The organism is Pseudomonas sp. 50_B (assembly GCF_017491625.1).
GTDB classification, from domain to species: Bacteria; Pseudomonadota; Gammaproteobacteria; order Pseudomonadales; family Pseudomonadaceae; genus Aquipseudomonas; species Aquipseudomonas danubii.
Window position 1 is genome coordinate 32,343 of the sequence record NZ_JAFGYX010000008.1, and the last position, 17,540, is coordinate 49,882.

Annotated in this window: 15 protein-coding genes; 12 read left to right on the forward strand and 3 right to left on the reverse strand. The window is 62.4% G+C overall.

Going from position 1 to position 17,540, the window contains the following annotated elements; translation table 11 throughout:
• The first annotated feature begins 28 nt into the window (after positions 1-28).
• From J5M73_RS13225 to J5M73_RS13260, 8 genes are all read left to right on the forward strand, one after another.
• Positions 29-1,483: an alginate export family protein gene (locus J5M73_RS13225; RefSeq protein ID WP_207815831.1), complete on the forward strand. Its 1,455-nt coding sequence runs from the start codon at positions 29-31 to the stop codon at positions 1,481-1,483.
• A gap of 26 nt (positions 1,484-1,509) precedes the next feature.
• Positions 1,510-3,099 (forward strand): mannuronan 5-epimerase AlgG, encoded by a 1,590-nt coding sequence (algG, locus tag J5M73_RS13230; RefSeq protein WP_207815752.1) that lies wholly within the window; start codon positions 1,510-1,512, stop codon positions 3,097-3,099.
• Between the two features lie 11 nt (positions 3,100-3,110).
• Positions 3,111-4,559 carry an alginate O-acetyltransferase gene (locus J5M73_RS13235; protein ID WP_207815754.1) on the forward strand — a complete coding sequence of 483 codons (1,449 nt, stop codon included), beginning with the start codon at positions 3,111-3,113 and terminating at the stop codon, positions 4,557-4,559.
• Positions 4,560-4,567: 8 nt separating this feature from the next.
• Complete coding sequence (locus J5M73_RS13240) at positions 4,568-5,692, forward strand: mannuronate-specific alginate lyase (RefSeq protein WP_207815757.1); 1,125 nt, start codon at positions 4,568-4,570, stop codon at positions 5,690-5,692.
• Between the two features lie 212 nt (positions 5,693-5,904).
• Entirely contained in the window at positions 5,905-7,470 is a 1,566-nt protein-coding gene (locus J5M73_RS13245; RefSeq protein WP_207815763.1) for an MBOAT family protein, read from the forward strand.
• 11 nt (positions 7,471-7,481) lie between these two features.
• A complete protein-coding gene (locus J5M73_RS13250) occupies positions 7,482-8,660 on the forward strand; it encodes an alginate O-acetyltransferase (protein ID WP_102861238.1) in 1,179 nt (392 codons plus the stop codon).
• Positions 8,661-8,677: 17 nt separating this feature from the next.
• Positions 8,678-9,334, forward strand: coding sequence for an alginate O-acetyltransferase AlgF (locus J5M73_RS13255; RefSeq protein WP_047301872.1), 657 nt, complete (start codon positions 8,678-8,680; stop codon positions 9,332-9,334).
• Positions 9,335-9,513: 179 nt separating this feature from the next.
• Complete coding sequence (locus J5M73_RS13260) at positions 9,514-10,965, forward strand: mannose-1-phosphate guanylyltransferase/mannose-6-phosphate isomerase (protein WP_102861237.1); 1,452 nt, start codon at positions 9,514-9,516, stop codon at positions 10,963-10,965.
• Positions 10,966-11,282: 317 nt separating this feature from the next.
• Here the strand turns inward: J5M73_RS13260 and J5M73_RS13265 are convergent, their stop codons facing one another.
• From J5M73_RS13265 to J5M73_RS13275, 3 genes are all read right to left on the reverse strand, one after another.
• The gene (locus J5M73_RS13265) at positions 11,283-11,555 is read right to left on the reverse strand and encodes a DUF3077 domain-containing protein (protein WP_102861236.1); all 273 of its coding nucleotides are present in this window, start codon (positions 11,553-11,555) and stop codon (positions 11,283-11,285) included.
• Positions 11,556-12,081: 526 nt separating this feature from the next.
• The gene (locus tag J5M73_RS13270) at positions 12,082-12,666 is read right to left on the reverse strand and encodes a putative adenosine monophosphate-protein transferase Fic (protein WP_102861235.1); all 585 of its coding nucleotides are present in this window, start codon (positions 12,664-12,666) and stop codon (positions 12,082-12,084) included.
• Entirely contained in the window at positions 12,659-13,138 is a 480-nt protein-coding gene (locus J5M73_RS13275; RefSeq protein ID WP_180988522.1) for a YhfG family protein, read from the reverse strand. Before J5M73_RS13275 ends, J5M73_RS13270 begins: the two co-directional genes overlap by 8 nt.
• A gap of 422 nt (positions 13,139-13,560) precedes the next feature.
• Here J5M73_RS13275 and J5M73_RS13280 point away from each other — a divergent pair, with 422 nt between their 5' ends.
• The 4 genes from J5M73_RS13280 (at position 13,561) to J5M73_RS13295 (ending at position 17,389) form a co-directional block, all read left to right on the forward strand.
• Positions 13,561-14,025: a multidrug transporter gene (locus J5M73_RS13280; RefSeq protein ID WP_102861233.1), complete on the forward strand. Its 465-nt coding sequence runs from the start codon at positions 13,561-13,563 to the stop codon at positions 14,023-14,025.
• Positions 14,026-14,061: 36 nt separating this feature from the next.
• Positions 14,062-14,886, forward strand: a complete 825-nt coding sequence (locus J5M73_RS13285) for an SDR family oxidoreductase (RefSeq protein ID WP_207815764.1) — start codon at positions 14,062-14,064, stop codon at positions 14,884-14,886.
• 177 nt (positions 14,887-15,063) lie between these two features.
• Positions 15,064-16,110: a sel1 repeat family protein gene (locus J5M73_RS13290; protein ID WP_243433790.1), complete on the forward strand. Its 1,047-nt coding sequence runs from the start codon at positions 15,064-15,066 to the stop codon at positions 16,108-16,110.
• A 253-nt stretch (positions 16,111-16,363) separates the two neighbouring features.
• Positions 16,364-17,389, forward strand: coding sequence for a sel1 repeat family protein (locus J5M73_RS13295; protein WP_242553901.1), 1,026 nt, complete (start codon positions 16,364-16,366; stop codon positions 17,387-17,389).
• The last annotated feature ends 151 nt before the right edge of the window (positions 17,390-17,540 follow it).

The window sequence follows — 17,540 nt, forward strand, 5'->3', positions numbered from 1 at the left end:
CAAGCGCTTCAGCCTGTCGAAACTGGGCATGGCCCTGGGTTTTGCCATGCTCGGGTCCAACCCGACCCTGGCGGCGATGACCGATACCCAGAACTTCGGCCTGGAAGTGAAGATCACCGGCCAATCCGAAGATGATCGCGACCTGGGCACCCTCAGCGGCGGCGACGTCAACGGCCTGGGCCTGGACCTGCGGCCGTGGGTCTACGGTGAACGCGGTGCCTGGAGCGCCTACGCCATGGGCCAGGCGGTGACCTCCACCGACATCATCGAAACCGATACCCTGCAGCAGTCGGACGCCGACGGTACCCAGCAGTCGAGCAATGACGACCGCAAGACCAAGAAAAACTACCTGGCCCTGCGCGAGTTCTGGATCGGCTACAGCGGCTTCACGCCCTACCCCGGCGAGCAGTTGAAACTGGGTCGCCAACGCCTGCGCAACGACGACGGCCAGTGGCGCGACACCAACATCGAAGCCCTGAACTGGACCTTCGACACCACCTTGCTGCGGGCCAACGTTGGCGCCGCCGAGCGCTTCAGCGAATACCGCACCGACCTCAAGGAACTGGCGCCCAAGGACAAGGACCGCCTGCACGTCTACGGCGACGCGGCCTACCAGTGGACCCCAGGCAACTGGGTGGGGATTCGCGGTCATCACACTCACGATGACGGCAAGCTCGACTATCCGGTGCCCGGCGAAGCCGCCGATTCCCTGGACAAGAAAGAGAACGGCGACCTCACCTGGCTCGGCCTCACCGCCGACAGCGACGCCTATAACTGGCGCAACACCAACACGGTCAACTACTGGGCCAGCCTGACCGGCATGCGCGGCGAGCGCGACACGGTCAACGCACTGGACGCCAATGGCAACCGCCCGGCCCAGGCCAAGCGCGGCGACAACCTCGACGGCTGGGCCACCGACCTGGGCGTACGCCTGCGCCTGGACCCCAACTGGCAAGTCGGCGCCGCCTATGCCCGCGCCAGCGGCGACTACGAGCAGAACGGCCTGGAAAGCAACCGCTCCAACTACACCGGCACCCGCTCCCGCGTGCACCGTTTCGGCGAAGCCTATCGCGGCGAAATGAACAACATGCAGACCGCCACCCTGTTCGGCTCCTGGATGCTCAACGATGAATACGACGCCAGCCTGATCTACCACAAGTTCTGGCGCGTGGACGGCAACAAGCCGGTGGGCAGCAACGGCATCAACGCCGTGGACAACGACTATGACGGCAACGGCAACCTGCTCTCCAGCACCGCGCTGCCCCTGCAGGACGGCAAGAAAGACTTGGGGCAGGAAATGGACCTGGTGGTCACCAAGTACTTCAAGCAAGGCCTGTTGCCGGCGGCCCTGAGCCAGTCCATCGATGAGCCGTCGGCCCTGGTGCGTTTTCGTGGCGGCGTGTTCAAGCCCGGCGATGCCTATGGCAAAGACGTCGACTCGTACATGCACCGCGCCTTTATCGACGTGATCTGGCGCTTCTGATGCGAACCGCGAAGGGAGTGCCCGAAATGAACTGCTACCCCATGAACAGCCCCGCTGCGAAAGGCGCCATCAGCCTGTTGGCGGGCGCTCTGTTGCTGGCCAGCAGCTCGGCGTTCGCCACTGCCGAGCCGGCCAAGGCGCCGATCGTCGCCAAGGAACTGCAACAGGCCAAGACCTATACCGTCAGCAGCGCGCCCACTGAGCCGTTGAACCTGGCCACGCCGACCCTGCCCGATCTCTCCGGCTACACCGCCGAGGCCGTTGCGGCGAAGATCGTGCGCAGCCAGCCGGGCAAGATCAGCGTGCGCCGGATGATGCAGGAAGACGCCCTGAAAGACTTTATCGGCGGTGACAACAAGATGGCCGAATGGGTGGTGCGCCAGCACGGCATTCCCCAGGCGATCTTTATCGACGACGGTTACATCAACCTCAAGGACCTGGCCAAGAAACTGCCCAAGCAGTACATCAGCGAAACCGCGCCGGGTGTATTCCTCGCGCGCCTGCCGATCGTGGTCGGGCGCAAGGGCATCCTGGAAATCGACAAACAGACCCAGGAGCTGCGCCTGTCCCAGGAAGGCGGTTCGTTCCTGGTCAACGATGGCCAGCTGTTTGTGCGCGACACCAAGGTCACCGGCTGGCGCGAGAAAGACAACGGCCCGGCGACCTTCCGCTCGCCCAAGGAATTCCGCCCGTTCCTGCTGGCCTGGGGCGGCACCGAGACTTACATCGTCAACAGCCAGATGGCCAGCTTCGGCTACGCCAACTCCAAGTCCTACGGAGTGAGTATTTCCCAGTACACGCCGAACATGGCCAAGGTGCTCAAGCGCGATGAACCCACCGGCTGGATCATCGGCTCGGATTTCTCGGACATGTGGTACGGCTTCTACTGCTACGAAACCCGCGACTTCGTGGTCAAGGGCAACACCTACAAGGACAACATCGTCTACGGCATCGACCCCCACGACCGTTCCCACGGTCTGATCATCGCCGACAACACCGTCCACGGGACCAAGAAGAAGCACGGCATCATCATTTCCCGGGAAGTGAACGACAGCTTCATCTTCAACAACCGCAGCTACGACAACAAACTCTCGGGCCTGGTGATCGACCGTAACAGCGTCAACAACCTGATCGCCTACAACGAGATCTACCGCAACCACACCGACGGCATCACCCTCTACGAGAGCGCCGACAACCTGCTGTGGGGCAACAAGGTGATCAGCAACAAACGCCACGGCATCCGCATTCGCAACAGCGTGAACATCCGCCTGTACGAAAACATCGCCATGGCCAACGGCCTGACCGGCGTCTACGGCCACATCAAGGACCTGTCCGACACCGACCGCGACATCAAGCTCGACCCATTCGACGCTCAGGTTTCGCTGATGGTGGTCGGCGGCGAGCTGGCGGCCAATGGCAGCGGCCCGCTGTCCATCGACTCGCCGTTGAGCGTGGAGCTGTATCGCGTGTCCATGCTCGCGCCCACCAAAAGCAGCGGCATCAGCTTTTCGGGGATCCTTGGCGAACGCCAGGATGAAATCCTCGACCTGATGGTGCGCCAGCAAAAAGCCGTGCTGATCGACCCTGTCGAACGCCAGACCGAAATGCGCGATTGAGGATGACTGTCATGCCCCCACACCTGATCAAACTGTTGAGCCTGTCGGCGCTGACCGCCGGCATTCTCGCCGCCAGTGCCGGCGCCCGTGCCGATGAGCCCCAGGCGCCGAACTTCACCGCCGAGCCGTGCTGCAACCTGTGCCCGGCCGCCCACGACGCGAAGAACTACGTGACACGCTACCAGCAGAACTTCACCACCCTGGTGCAAGCCCAGGGCGACTGGCTGTTCCGTACCCAGGAAGATTTGCGCACCGAGTTCAACACCACGCCTGAAGGCTACCGCCGCCTCAAGCAGCTGCACGAAGCCTTCAAGAGCAAGGGCGTGGAACTGGTGCTGGTCTACCAGCCGACCCGCGGCCTGGTGAACCGCAACAAGCTCAACCCGGAACAGAAAGCCCGCTTCGACTACGACAAGGCCCTGAACAACTACCAGGCCATGCTCAGGCGCTTCGCGCAGATGGGCTACGTGGTGCCGGACCTGTCGCCGCTGACCAACGAACAACTGCCCGACACCCTGCCGGCCCACGACTTCTACTTCCGCGGCGACCAGCACTGGACCCCTTACGGCGCCCAGCGCACCGCCAAGATCGTCGCCGACAAGGTCAAGCAACTGCCAGCCTTCGCCGACATTCCCCGGCGTGAATTCGAGACCCACAAGTCCGGGCGCATGGGTAAGACCGGCACCCTGCACAACATGGCCGGGCAGCTGTGCGGCACCAGCTACGCCATCCAGTACATGGACCAGTTCACCACCGAGCCCAAGGGCGAGGCCGGCGACGGCGACCTGTTCGGTGATTCCGGCAACCCGCAGATCACCCTGGTGGGCACCAGCCACAGCGGCAAGAACTACAACTTCGCCGGCTTCCTCGAAGAGGCCATCGGTGCCGACATTCTCAACGTCGCCTTCCCCGGCGGTGGCCTGGAAGGCTCGATGCTGCAGTACCTGGGCAGCGACGAATTCCAGAAGTCCCCACCGAAGATCCTGATCTGGGAATTCTCGCCGCTGTACCGCCTGGACCAGGAAACCATCTACCGGCAGATGATGGCCCTGCTGGACAACGGCTGCGAAGGCAAGGACCCGCAGATGAGCGCCAGCACCACCCTCAAGCCGGGCAAGAACGAATTGCTGGTCAACAGCAAGAACCTGGACCTGCGCAACAGCGGCCATCAGGTCGACATCCGCTTCGCCGACCCTTCGGTGAAAACCCTGCAAGCCACCCTCTGGTACATGAACGGCCGCCACGAGGACATCAAGATCGAAAAACCGGAAACGTCCGACACCGACGGGCGCTTCGCCTTCGAACTGCGCACTGACGAAGACTGGGCCTCGCAGAACCTGCTGGCGGTGGAAATCCAGGGCCCGGAAGCGGGCACTGCCGGGCAGAAGGTCGAAGCGAAAATTTGCAAACGCAACGTATTCCCGAGCGCCGAGCAACGCACCGCGCAGATCGGGCAATGAGGTTACCTATGCAAAGCACACACCTGAAACGCCTGTTGATACCCAGCCTGCTGGGGCTGGCCATGCTCACCGGCAGCGCCCAGGCCGCCGCGCCGCTGCGTCCGCCCCAGGGCTATTACGCCCCGGTGGACAAGTTCAAGAGCGGTGACGACAGCGAAGGCTGCGACGCCATGCCCGCGCCCTACACCGGCGCCCTGCAGTTTCGCAGCAAGTACGAAGGCTCGGACAAGGCCCGGGCCACCCTCAACGTGCAGTCCGAACAGGCCTTTCGCGACACCACCGCGGACATCACCAAGATCGAGCGCGGCACCAGCAAGCGGGTCATGCAGTTCATGCGCGACGGCCGCCCGGAGCAACTGGACTGCACCCTCGCCTGGCTCAGCGCCTGGGCCCAGGCCGACGCGCTGATGTCCAAGGACTTCAACCACACCGGCAAGTCCATGCGCAAATGGGCCCTGGGCAGCATGGCCTCGGCCTACCTGCGGCTGAAGTTCTCCGACTCCCACCCCCTGGCCAGCCACCAGGAACAGGCGCAGAAGATCGAGGCCTGGTTCAGCAAGATGGCCGACCAGGTAGTCAGCGACTGGGACAACCTGCCCCTGGACAAGACCAACAACCACTCCTACTGGGCCGCCTGGTCGGTGATGGCCACCGCCGTGGCCACCAACCGCCGCGACCTGTTCGACTGGGCCGTGAAGGAATACAAGGTCGGCGCCCACCAGGTCGACGCCGACGGCTTTTTGCCCAACGAACTCAAGCGCCAGCAACGGGCCCTGGCGTACCACAACTACGCCTTGCCGCCGCTGGCGATGATCGCCAGCTTCGCCCAGGTCAACGGCGTCGACCTGCGCCAGGAAAACAACGGCGCGCTCAAGCGCCTGGGCGAGCGAGTGCTGGCTGGGGTGAAAGACCCGGACACCTTCGAGCAGAAAAACGGCAAGGCCCAGGACATGACCGACCTCAAGGTCGACTCCAAATTCGCCTGGCTGGAACCCTACTGCAGCCTCTACACCTGCGCCCCGGATGTGCTGGAACGCAAGCACAAGATGCAGCCGTTCAAGACCTTCCGCCTGGGCGGCGACCTGACCAAGGTCTACGACCCGACCCACGAAAAAGGCAGCAAGGGCCCGTAACAGCAACACCTGTAGCCGCTGCCGAGGCACAAGGCTGCGACGCGGTCCAAAGGACCGCCGCCAGGGCGGCCGCTTCGCAGCCCATCGCAGCCTCGTGCCTCGGCAGCGGCGACAGAGAGCGTCATGAATGCAATACGCCCCCGCGGTTTTTCACGGGGGGGGTTTGGGGGGGCTGCGGCCTCTGACTATTGGTTAAACATGGAGAGATCGGGATGGTTTTCTCGTCCAATGTGTTCCTGTTCCTGTTCCTGCCGATCTTTCTCGGCTTGTACTACTTGAGCGGGCAACGCTATCGCAACCTGCTGCTGCTGATCGCCAGCTACGTGTTCTATGCCTGGTGGCGCGTGGACTTCCTGGCGCTGTTCGCCGGGGTCACCCTGTGGAACTACTGGATCGGCCTGAAAGTCGGCGCCGCCGGGGTCCGCACCAAGCCGGCCCAACGCTGGCTGCTGCTCGGCGTCGGCGTCGACCTGTGCATCCTCGGCTACTTCAAGTACGCCAACTTCGGCGTGGACAGCATCAACGCGATCATGACCTCCTACGGTCTGGAACCGTTCATCCTGACCCACATCCTGCTGCCGATCGGCATCTCGTTCTACATCTTCGAGTCCATCAGCTACATCATCGACGTCTACCGCGGCGACACCCCGGCCACCCGCAACCTCATCGACTTCGCGGCGTTCGTGGCGATCTTCCCGCACCTGATCGCCGGCCCCGTGCTGCGCTTTCGCGACCTGGCGGACCAGTTCAACAATCGCACCCACACCCTGGACAAGTTCTCCGAAGGCTGCACTCGCTTCATGCAGGGCTTCATCAAGAAAGTGTTCATCGCCGATACCCTGGCGGTGGTCGCCGACCACTGCTTCGCCCTGCAAAACCCCACCACGGGCGATGCCTGGCTCGGCGCCCTGGCCTACACCGCGCAGCTGTACTTCGACTTCTCCGGCTACAGCGACATGGCCATCGGCCTGGGCTTGATGATGGGTTTTCGCTTCATGGAAAACTTCAAGCAGCCCTACATCAGCCAGTCGATCACCGAGTTCTGGCGGCGCTGGCACATCAGCCTGTCCACCTGGCTGCGCGACTACCTGTACATCACCCTGGGCGGCAACCGCAAAGGCACCCTGATCACCTACCGCAACCTGTTCCTGACCATGCTGCTCGGTGGCCTGTGGCACGGTGCGAACATCACCTACATCGTCTGGGGCGCCTGGCACGGCATGTGGCTGGCCATCGAAAAGGCCCTGGGCATCAACACCACTCCACGCAGCCTGAACCCGGTGCGCTGGGCCCTGACCTTCCTGCTGGTGGTGATGGGCTGGGTGATCTTCCGTGCCGAGAACCTGCACGTGGCCGGGCGCATGTACGGCGCCATGTTCAGCTTTGGCGACTGGTCGCTGTCGGAACTCAATCGCGCCAGCCTCACCGGCCTGCAAGTGGCGACCCTGATCCTGGCCTACGCCACCCTGGCGTTCTTCGGCCTGCGTGACCTGTACCGCAACCCGGCACCGGTCAAGGCCAAGCCCGACGTCGCTAGCCCCGCCGACGGCCCGGCCAGCGCCCAGCCCGGCCTGATCAAGGCAGTGCCCGGGGACACCCCCGGCAGCATTCACCAGCCCGGCTACATCGTCGGCACCGAGGCCCAGGTGCAACCGGCCTACTGGAGCGCCGACTGGTCGCGCTACGTGATGCGCGCCCTGGTGCTGCTGCTGTTCATCGCCTCGATTCTCAAACTCTCGGCGCAAAGCTTCTCGCCGTTCCTTTACTTCCAGTTCTGAGGGATCTGCCCATGACCCGCTCATTACGTGTGTTCTACATCGCCCTGTTCCTGGTGACCCTGCTGGCGCTGGGGCTGTGGTCGGTGCGCAGCTTCTTCGGCTTCAGCACCAACAATGACGCCACCGTGCTCAACGGGCGCTGGGCCAAGGCCGTGGAAACCCACTACGACGACCAGTTCCCGATCAAGCGCCTGGGCACCAACCTGTGGGCCGCCCTGGACTTCAAGCTGTTCAACGAAGGCCGCCCCGGGGTGGTACTGGGCCGCGACCAGTGGCTGTACAGCGATGAAGAGTTCAACCCCGTGGTCAACGAGGAGCTCAACCTGCAAGGCAACTACGCCCTGGTGGAAGGCGTGCGCCAGACCTTGAAAGAGCACGGAGTGAAACTGGTGATGGCCATCATTCCGGCCAAGGCGCGCCTGTACCCGGAGCACCTGGACGAGGTGCGCCCGGCGCGCATTCACGCCAACCTCTACCAGGACTTCCATGCCCGGGTCGCCGCCAACAAGATCCTTGCCCCCGACCTGCTGGGCCCCCTGCAACAGGCCAAGCAACAGGGCCAGCAAGTGTTCCTGCGTACCGACACCCACTGGACCCCGGCAGGCGCCGAAGTCGTCGCTCGCCAGTTGGCCCAGGCCATCGCCGCCAAGACCCCGCTCAGCGGTCAGCCACAACGCTTCGTCACCGAGACCCAAGAGACCGTGAAGCACCAGGGTGACCTGCGGCGCTTCCTGCCCCTGGACCCGCTGTTCGACAACCTGATGCCGGCCGAAGAGCCCCTGCAAAAGCGCGTGACCCGCGCCAGCGAGGAACAGCCGGCCGCCGACGACGCGCTGTTCGCCGACCACGAAGTGCCGGTGACCCTGGTGGGCACCAGCTACAGCGCCAACCCCAACTGGAACTTCGTCGGCGCCCTGAAACAGGCCCTGCACAGCGACGTCCTGAGCTACGCCGAAGACGGCCACGGCCCGATCCTGCCGATGCTCAGCTACCTGAAAAGCGACGACTTCAAGAACCACCCGCCCCAGGTGCTGATCTGGGAATTCCCTGAACGCTATCTGCCTGTGAACAACGAAATCGGCGACGCCGACCCGCAGTGGGTCGCAGCGCTCAAGCAAGCCGGTGCTCGCCAGCAAAACCTGGCCAGCAACACTTCGAAATCCGAGACGCCCGACCGGGCGCAAAACTGAACAAAGAGGTAACACTCATGACTTTCATCACTACTCCTCGCCGTCTCGCCCAAGCAATCACCCTGGCTGCCGGCATGAGCGTCCTGTCCCTGTCCGCCTTCGCCGGTGGCGACGCCGCGCTGTACGGCCCCACCGCGCCCAAGGGCTCGACCTTCGTGCGCCTGTACAACGCCAGCAACAGCGAAGTCAGCGCCACGGTGGGCAGCACCAACGTCAACGACGTCGCGCCCCTGGCCAGCAGCGACTTCAGCTTCATGCCCGGCGGCGACTACACCGCCAAGGTGGGCAGCCAGAGCGTGCCGGTGAAACTGGCCGCCGATCACTATTACACCCTGGTCAACAACGCCAGCGGCCAGCCGCAACTGATCGAAGAACCGCCGTTCAAGAACAAGCAGAAATCCCTGGTGCGGGTACAGAACCTCAGCGACCAGGCCCTGACCCTGAAGACCGCCGACGGCAAGACCGACGTGGTCAAGGCGGTGGCTGCCAAAGGCCGCGGCGAGCGCGAAATCAACCCGGTGAAGGTCAGCTTCGCCCTGTACGACGGCGATAAAAAAGTCAGCGACCTCAAGCCCGTGGCCCTGGAGCGCGGCGAAGCGGCGGTGCTCTACGTCACCGGCAACGGCAGCAACCTGTCGCCGGTGTGGGTGAAACGCCCCGTCTCCACCCGTTAAGACCTGTAGCCGCTGCCGAGGCCCGAGGCTGCGACGCGGTCCGCAGGACCGCCCTCCGGGGCCGCTTCGCAGCCCAGCGCAGCCTCGTACCTCGGCAGCGGCTACACCGAGACAAAAACAAGAGTGAAACGACAGAACGCAGTAGCTCTAACCCATACGATGTTTGAAGGAGTAACAACATGATTCCGGTGATCTTGTCAGGTGGTAGCGGCTCACGTCTTTGGCCGCTTTCGCGCAAGCAATTCCCCAAGCAATTCCTCGCCCTGACCGGCGAACACACGCTGTTCCAGCAAACCCTGGAGCGCCTGGTGTTCGAAGGCATGGACACCCCGATCGTGGTCTGCAACAAGGACCACCGCTTCATCGTCAACGAGCAACTGGCAGCCCGTAAGCTCGAGTCCCAGCGCATCCTCATGGAGCCCTTCGGCCGCAACACCGCCCCGGCCGTGGCCCTGACCGCGATGATGCTGGTCAACGAAGGCCGTGACGAACTGATGCTGGTGCTGCCCGCCGACCACGTCCTGGACGATCAGAAAGCCCTGCAACGGGCCCTGGCCCTGGCCACCGTGGCCGCCGAGCGGGGCGAAATGGTGCTGTTCGGCGTGCCGGCGACCAAACCGGAAACCGGCTATGGCTACATCAAGTCCAGCAACGATGCGCTGCTGCCGGAGGGCATCAGCCGGGTCGCGCAGTTCGTCGAGAAGCCCGACGAAAAACGCGCCACCGAGTTCGTCCAGGCCGGCGGCTACTTCTGGAACAGCGGCATGTTCCTGTTCCGCGCCAGCCGCTTCCTCGAAGAGCTGAAGAAACACGACCCGGACATCTACGACACCTGCCTCCTGACCCTGGAACGCAGCCAGCAGGACGCGGACACCGTGACCATCGACGAAGCCACCTTCGCCTGCTGCCCGGACAACTCCATCGACTACGCGGTGATGGAAAAGACCCAACGCGCCTGCGTGGTGCCACTGAGCGCCGGCTGGAGCGATGTCGGCTGCTGGTCGTCGCTGTGGGACGTGCATGAAAAAGACGCCAACGGCAACGTCAGCAAAGGCGATGTGGTGATCCAGGACAGCCACAACTGCATGATCCACGGCAACGGCAAGCTGGTGTCGGTGATCGGCCTGGACAACATCGTCGTCGTAGAAACCAAGGACGCCATGATGATTGCCCACAAGGACAAGGTCCAAGGGGTAAAACAGATGGTCAACACCCTCAACGAACAGGGCCGCAGCGAAACCCAGAACCACTGCGAGGTCTACCGCCCGTGGGGCTCCTACGACTCGGTGGACATGGGCGGGCGCTTCCAGGTCAAGCACATCTCGGTCAAGCCGGGGGCCTGCCTATCGCTGCAGATGCACCACCACCGCGCCGAACACTGGATCGTGGTCAGCGGCACCGCCGAAGTCACCTGTGACGAGAACGTGTTCCTGCTCACCGAGAACCAATCCACCTACATCCCGATTGCCTCGGTGCACCGCCTGCGCAACCCGGGCAAGATCCCGCTGGAGATCATCGAAGTGCAATCGGGCAGTTATTTGGGCGAGGACGATATCGAGCGGTTTGAGGATATCTACGGGCGCTCGACGCCGGTGGAACGTGGCGTCTCGGTGAAGACCATCGCCCAGTAACAGCGGCAAGTAGAAGCAGCCGTAAGCTTCAAGCGGCAAGCTGCAAGTAAAAGCAGGGAGTCGTGCTAGCAAGACCTTTGTGCTCCCCCTTTCCAGGTGCCGGCGTCCCCTATCCGCAGGCACTTGGACAGGGGGATTTTTGTAGCCGCTGCCGCAGGCTGTGAAAAGGGCCGAAGGACCTTCTGCGATCTTGAGCCCCCTGCGCCCGCTGCGCGGTCGTTCGCAGCCTGCGGCAGCGGCTACAAGAAGCAAAAAAGCGCCGCGTCCCTCCCACGAAGACGTAGCGCCCTTTCGACTCCCTGATCAAGAAACATCGATCAGGCCTGCAACACCTCGTCCTTCATTCCCAATCCCACGTCATCGATCACCGCCTTGCCCATTTCCGCCAGGAAATGCGCGGCCCAGGCGTAACGCTCGCCCTGGTCTTCCATGGCCGCATCCAGAGCGAATTTCTTGGCGTAGTACAGCAGGGTCGACGCGTGCTCCAGCGCCTGCTGCAGAGGCACGTCGGCATTGACGCGGAACAGGGACTGATCGGCATCACCACAGGAACCGAAGGTGACGAAGCCCGAGGTTTTGATAGCGCACATGATTGAACCTCCCGTATCAAAGTGAGGACTGCCACGTTCGCGACCAAACGAATGGGTGGCAGCCGTGCGTGGATTGGTCGACCGGAGATACAGGAACCCGGCAGGGACGAAGCCCTTCCACGCACAGCTGCCATTGCACGAATGCGCAGGCGCACAACCCGCCTGCCATAGCGAAATGGGACGCTGCTGCAGCTGCATCAAAACGGGTTACCAAGCGGAGGGGTGGCAGCTGCGTGCAGGTTGGTAAACCGGAGATACAGGAACCCGGCAGGGACGCCCCCTCCCACGCACAGCTGCCATTGCACAAGTGAAATGCGGCGCTGTTGCGCCTGTATCAGAACGAGTTACCAAGCCCGGTCGCTGAGTGTGCTGCGACGCTCAAAGGCTAGTCCGGGTTCGACACGCAGCAACGACGAAGGCGTCGCCGTTTATGTCCAAGCCATGGGTGTTGGGAATGTTTAGGATGGCGGCACGCCGTAGCACGCCAGAACAAGCAGGCCATTGCGGCCAACTTCGATAGGAGGTTTTAGGCAGTGACGATGCGCTTGAAGATCTCTGCCATGGGCGCGTAGTTCACATAGACGCCATTGATATTCGCTTCAAGCCACTCATCCTGGCTGACCTCTTCCCAGTCCAGTTCGTAACCGGCCGATAGCGCGAGGTGTTCAAAGAAGATCCGCTGGACTCGGCCATCGCCCTCGCGAAACGGATGAATCATGTTCAGCTCGCAGTAGAATTCCGCCAACTTTTCACAGAAATCGTTTCGTTCAAGTCCACTCAGCCAGTTGTTTTCTTGAAGATTGGAAAAAATCTTCAGGGCTTCCGCCTCGATTCTTCCGCAGTTACAGAAACGCGTCCCGCCCTTGGAGATATCAACATTTCTTATCTCTCCCGCCCAGGCATAGAGGTCGGAAAACAACTGTCGATGCAGCAGCTTGAGATTCTCCAGGCTGTAGGGCGGAGCAACATAGCGAACCCGACTGACGGTCAGCGCGGTGATGTCCCTCTCCGCCGCCTCAAGGGCGGCCATTTCCTGGATATTCAGCTTGTTTTTAAGCACTGAGGAGGCGGGGTAGCAGTAATGATCATGAGAAGCGTCGTATTTATCTATTCAACGGTCTTCCATGCTTGGCCAAGACTTTTTCCAACGAGGCTTTTTCGTCGAAGATCGGTATGTCTATGCCTTCCAGTCTTGAACTGCTTACAAAGTTTTTAAGCTTGTTCTTTTCGAAACGTTCGTAAGGATCAAACCTAGGACGAACAGCGCATTTCGACAACAAGGACAAAGCGTCTCTTAGTTCTGCAACATTCCTGGCGCACATCCTGAAGCCGATTCTTTTTGAAACTTCATTGCGTACAACCGGATAGGGCAAGGCATCACTGAGCGCACGTTCGCACTCTCGCCCCTCTTCTGCGAGGGCACTGAGGCGCTTCAACTTCAAAGATAAAGAGCTCCAGCCATTTGCCCCTAACTTCAAATAGAGCTGAGTTTCGACAAAGCGTTTGACCTCAAGAAACGTCCCCAGCTTCTTCAGATCGCTGATCTGTGCAGTTTGCAAAATCTGCTGCAGTGATACGTCCATCATCGCCCCATGATTGATGCCAAAGCCCGGAGATTATACACCTCATAGATCGCCACCACGGGCATGTCTCGTCCTTGGCACCAGCACTCTTCACAGTCGAAAGCGGAGTCCACCCCTTCAGCTAGCATTCGCCTCGTTCGATGTTTGCAGCCCTTAGAACCTGAGCATTTTCCAGTCCCGGTAAAGGTGTTCCAGGAGTGAATAGAGGCCCCGGGAGCATGCCAACCACCCGCTCGGGCGGGCACCAGAGTGGACCACATGATGTCCACTATCGGCATAAATCCGCTTTAACAGACCTTCTATTGTCCCTAACACCCCCATCAAAACCAGGCCTGTGGATAACGTCACAACAGCCCTCCTCCATCGCCAACCCCACCTACGCTTAGGTAGGATGTCCCCTCCTTTTCCCCGAGGCTCACCTCATGTTCATCGGCGTTCTGCTGGTCATCACCTGGCTGATCCTGCTTCTGCGCTACCCCGCCAAAGCCCTTCCTGTGTCCCTGGCCGCTGCGTTCGGCCTGGCCCTGGTGGCCTGCTGGGTGGTCTGGCTGGACAACCGCGAAGCCCAGCAACTGGCGCGCCTGGAGCTGCGCCTGAGCTACGCGCCGGACCACTGCCCCGCCGACCGGCCGCTGCAGGTCAAGCTCAACAACGGCAACAAGGTGCCCCTGGTGGAACTGCGCTGGCGGGTCGCCGCCTATGCCCCGGGGGATACCGTCAACCTCGCCGACAACCAGTACAGCGCCCCGCGCTACCGTGGCCCCGGCGAGTTGCAGGCCGGCGCCAACTGGCAGGACTGCCTGCCGCTGCCACCGCTGCGCCCCGGCTATCGCCCGCAAACCCTGGAGTTTCGCGCCGAGCGTCTACAGGGTAGTTTCTCCGACTGATTCGCCCCTCCCCTCACCCAGCACAAGGACCGCGCCATGCCCGTAGCGTTGATCACCGGTTGTTCCAGCGGCATCGGCCGCGCCCTGGCAGATGCCTTCAAGGGCGCCGGTTTCACCGTGCTCGCCACCGCTCGCAAGGCCGAGGACGTGAACACCCTACAAGACGCCGGTTTCAAGGCCGTGCAACTGGACGTGAATGACGCCCCGGCCCTGAGCGCCTTGAGCGAGGAGATCAACCAGCAATACGGCGGCCTGGATGTGCTGATCAACAACGCCGGCTACGGCGCCATGGGCCCGCTGCTGGATGGCGGTGTGCAAGCCATGCAGCGCCAGTTCGAAACCAATGTGTTCTCGGTGGTCGGGGTGACCCGGGCGATGTTCCCGGTGCTGCGCCGCAGCCGTGGCCTGGTGGTGAATATCGGCAGTGTGTCCGGGGTGCTGGTGACGCCGTTTGCCGGCGCCTACTGCGCCTCGAAGGCCGCGGTGCATGCCTTGAGCGACGCCCTGCGCATGGAGCTGTCGCCGTTCGGCATCCGGGTCATGGAAGTGCAGCCCGGGGCCATTGCATCGAGCTTCGCCAAGAACGCCGGGCATGAAGCCGAACAGCTGCTCAACGAACAATCGCCCTGGTGGCCCCTGCGCGAGGGCATCCGCGCCCGGGCCAAGGCCTCCCAGGACAAGCCGACCCCCGCCAGCGAATTTGCCGCCGGCTTGCTCAAGGCCGTGCAGCAGGACAACCCGCCGCGCCTGGTGCGCCTGGGCAATGGCAGCCGCGCCCTGCCGCTGCTGGCCAACCTGCTGCCCAAGGGTTGGCTGGAGAAGGGACTGATGAAGCGGTTTGGCTTGAACGCCAAGCTCTGAGCACCCCACGCAGGGCATCCGTTGCATGACACCGTTGTATGCCGCGCCGATGCCCATAGAATGCCCGCACTCAAATTCCAGGGAAGCGGCACCTCAGGCACGCAACGGCTGCACCCCGCCCCTGCTCATGCCCTCTTGGCGTCCTGCCTTTTACGATTGAACCTCAGGGACTCTTCATTGAAATCTCGTAGCCTGCTGCCCTTGGCCATCCTCACTCTGCTACTGGGCTGCAATGCCTCGTCACCGGACGAAAAACTCAATGCCACCCTGCCGGACCTGAGCCTGGAACAGATCCTGCCCAAGGTCGAGGCCAACCCGTACTGCTCACCGGAGATGGACAGCGAACGGCTGGTCGGCCTCGGCATCCGACTGATCAATGAGGACGAGGTGCGGCATGGCGCAAGCCGTACCCTGCTGGCAAGCCAGGCCATACAGATGGCCCGCGCCTGCCTGATCATGGCCGCCCCCCACAACACCATGAGCCTGTGCATCCTGGGCGGGATTGTCGGTTCCAGGCAGAAGGACTACGACAAAAGCGAAGCCTTCAACTACATCGCCTACGCCGCCCAGCACAATGAATCCTGTGCGGAAGCGGGCCTGTACCACATCTATAACGTCGGCAAGCTGGACCAGCGCCCGAACAAGGCATTGGCCATGGCCTGGCTGGAACGCGCCGCTCGGCACGGCGACCAGGACTCGCAACAGGAGATGGTGCGCAGCAACGAACAGGACAATTTGCCGCTGGCCTTCGCCTGGGCCCGAACCCTGGATGACGCCCAAACGCTCGCAGCGCTGAAACGCAAGATGAGCCCTCAGCAGTTGGCCGAAGGCGAGCAGCATTACACCCGATTGCTCGGTCAACTCACGCCGAAACAGGAGATTGAGCAGGCGCTGCGCCAGGACCTCATCGCCCTGGGCACAGGGGATCTGTACTTCAGCTACCCGGAAGTATTCGCGGGCATGTCGCCTGAGCAACGGCATGCGTTCGTCGCCCAGTTGGTGGACATGCAGGAGCGCCACCCGAAGTTCCACACCCGCGGCCAACTGGTGGCCTACGCCTTGATTTCCCGCCTGGTGCAAAGCACCGGCCCGGCCGTGGACCTGTGGCAAGACCCGGCGCTGCAGGCCGTGCTGGAGGACGATGACCTGAGCGTGGAAGACAGCGTAGCCAAGGCCAAAACCATTCTGGCCAAGCGCAAGTCAGAACGGGAGCGGCGGCGCTAGCGCTGTTGAAGCCGTCGCCGAGGTGTCATCCGCTCAAGGCCTCAGGTCCCCTTGCCGCGGTCAACCAGATGCCGCGGTTTGGGTTGTACGCCCTCTCAATCCCAGTAGAATGCGCGACCTTGAGCCCCTAGGGCTCATGCAGCATGGAATCGCTGGCGTCGACACCCAAGCACGGAATGGCTAACGCTCCTCCTTCCCCCGTCCCAGCCTGATTTCATGCGCGCCTTTTCATTCGCCGATCAGGGAATACCCATTGAAATTGTTCAACGCGCTGCCACTGGCCTTGGCTGTCTTGCTGGCGGCCTGCGCCTCCACAGCTCCGGAAAACACCGAACCGAAAGTCCCCGAACTGAATGACACCCTGCCCAAGCTGACGCTGGACAGCGTCTTGCCCAAGGTCAGCAGCAACGAATACTGCAACCCGGCCATGGAGGCCGATCTGCTGTACGGCATCGGTTACAAGCTGAACGAGATCGAGGACTACAAGAACGCCAAGGGCTGCTTCGCCATGGCCGCGCCGCACTACACCCGGGCCTTCTGCTACCTGTCCACCACCACTGACCAGGAAACGGACAAGCCCAAGGCCGAGCGCGACCGCGAGTCGTTCAACTACATCGCCTACTCGGCGTCGCAGAACGATTGGTGCGCCGAGTACGGCATGTACGCCACCTACTGGTTCGGCGACAAGGACATTCCCAAGGACCGGGACCTGGCCCTGCGCTGGCTGGAACGCTCGGCGCTGCACGGCAACCCGGAACCGCAGCAGAGCCTGGCCGACGCCGCCGAAGAGTCCGGCGATCTGGTGAAGGCCTACGCCTGGCTGAAAGTCATCGACAACACCGAGGACACCAGCCAGCTGGATGCCCTGAAAGGCAAGATGAGCCCAGAGCAACTGGCCGAAGGCGAACAGCGCTTTGCCGACCTCAAGAAGCGCGTGACCAGCAAGCAGGTGATGTACGACGAAGCACGAGATGAGGAGGTGGCGATTTTCTCGGCCGAGATCCATTTCGATCTCCCCGACCTGTTCCAGGGCATGACCACGGCCGAGCGCCAGGCCTTTGTCAAAGCGGCCATTGCCAAGGCCCGGGACAGCGGCAAGTTCGATCTGCATTACGCGGTGACCCAGTACATCATCGTCTCGCGCCTGGCCCAGCAGCGTTACCCCGGTGTCGACGTGCTGCAGAACCCGAAGCTGGTGGCCGCGATCAACCACGTCAACGACGGTCTGGAAGCCACGGCGAAGAAGTCCCTGGCGATCATGCAGAAAACCTACAAATAACCGTCGCCCCCACTGTCGTAGGAGCCGGCTTGCCGGCGAAAGGGCCCGCGAGCCTCGCATCACCCATGCCGACGCTTTCGCTGGCAAGCCAGCTCCTACAGCCGATGCCTCCCTCGTAGGAGCCAGCTTGCCGGCGAAGAGGCCCGCGAGC

Excerpts from the sequence above, each read along its gene's own strand:
- J5M73_RS13225 (WP_207815831.1), top strand. The coding sequence starts at position 29 with ATGGCCCTGGGTTTTGCCATGCTCGGGTCCAACCCGACCCTGGCGGCG.
- algG (WP_207815752.1), top strand. The coding sequence starts at position 1,510 with ATGAACTGCTACCCCATGAACAGCCCCGCTGCGAAAGGCGCCATCAGC.
- J5M73_RS13235 (WP_207815754.1), top strand. The coding sequence starts at position 3,111 with ATGCCCCCACACCTGATCAAACTGTTGAGCCTGTCGGCGCTGACCGCC.
- J5M73_RS13240 (WP_207815757.1), top strand. The coding sequence starts at position 4,568 with ATGCAAAGCACACACCTGAAACGCCTGTTGATACCCAGCCTGCTGGGG.
- J5M73_RS13245 (WP_207815763.1), top strand. The coding sequence starts at position 5,905 with ATGGTTTTCTCGTCCAATGTGTTCCTGTTCCTGTTCCTGCCGATCTTT.
- J5M73_RS13250 (WP_102861238.1), top strand. The coding sequence starts at position 7,482 with ATGACCCGCTCATTACGTGTGTTCTACATCGCCCTGTTCCTGGTGACC.
- J5M73_RS13255 (WP_047301872.1), top strand. The coding sequence starts at position 8,678 with ATGACTTTCATCACTACTCCTCGCCGTCTCGCCCAAGCAATCACCCTG.
- J5M73_RS13260 (WP_102861237.1), top strand. The coding sequence starts at position 9,514 with ATGATTCCGGTGATCTTGTCAGGTGGTAGCGGCTCACGTCTTTGGCCG.
- J5M73_RS13265 (WP_102861236.1), bottom strand. The coding sequence starts at position 11,555 with ATGTGCGCTATCAAAACCTCGGGCTTCGTCACCTTCGGTTCCTGTGGT.
- J5M73_RS13275 (WP_180988522.1), bottom strand. The coding sequence starts at position 13,138 with ATGGACGTATCACTGCAGCAGATTTTGCAAACTGCACAGATCAGCGAT.
- J5M73_RS13280 (WP_102861233.1), top strand. The coding sequence starts at position 13,561 with ATGTTCATCGGCGTTCTGCTGGTCATCACCTGGCTGATCCTGCTTCTG.
- J5M73_RS13285 (WP_207815764.1), top strand. The coding sequence starts at position 14,062 with ATGCCCGTAGCGTTGATCACCGGTTGTTCCAGCGGCATCGGCCGCGCC.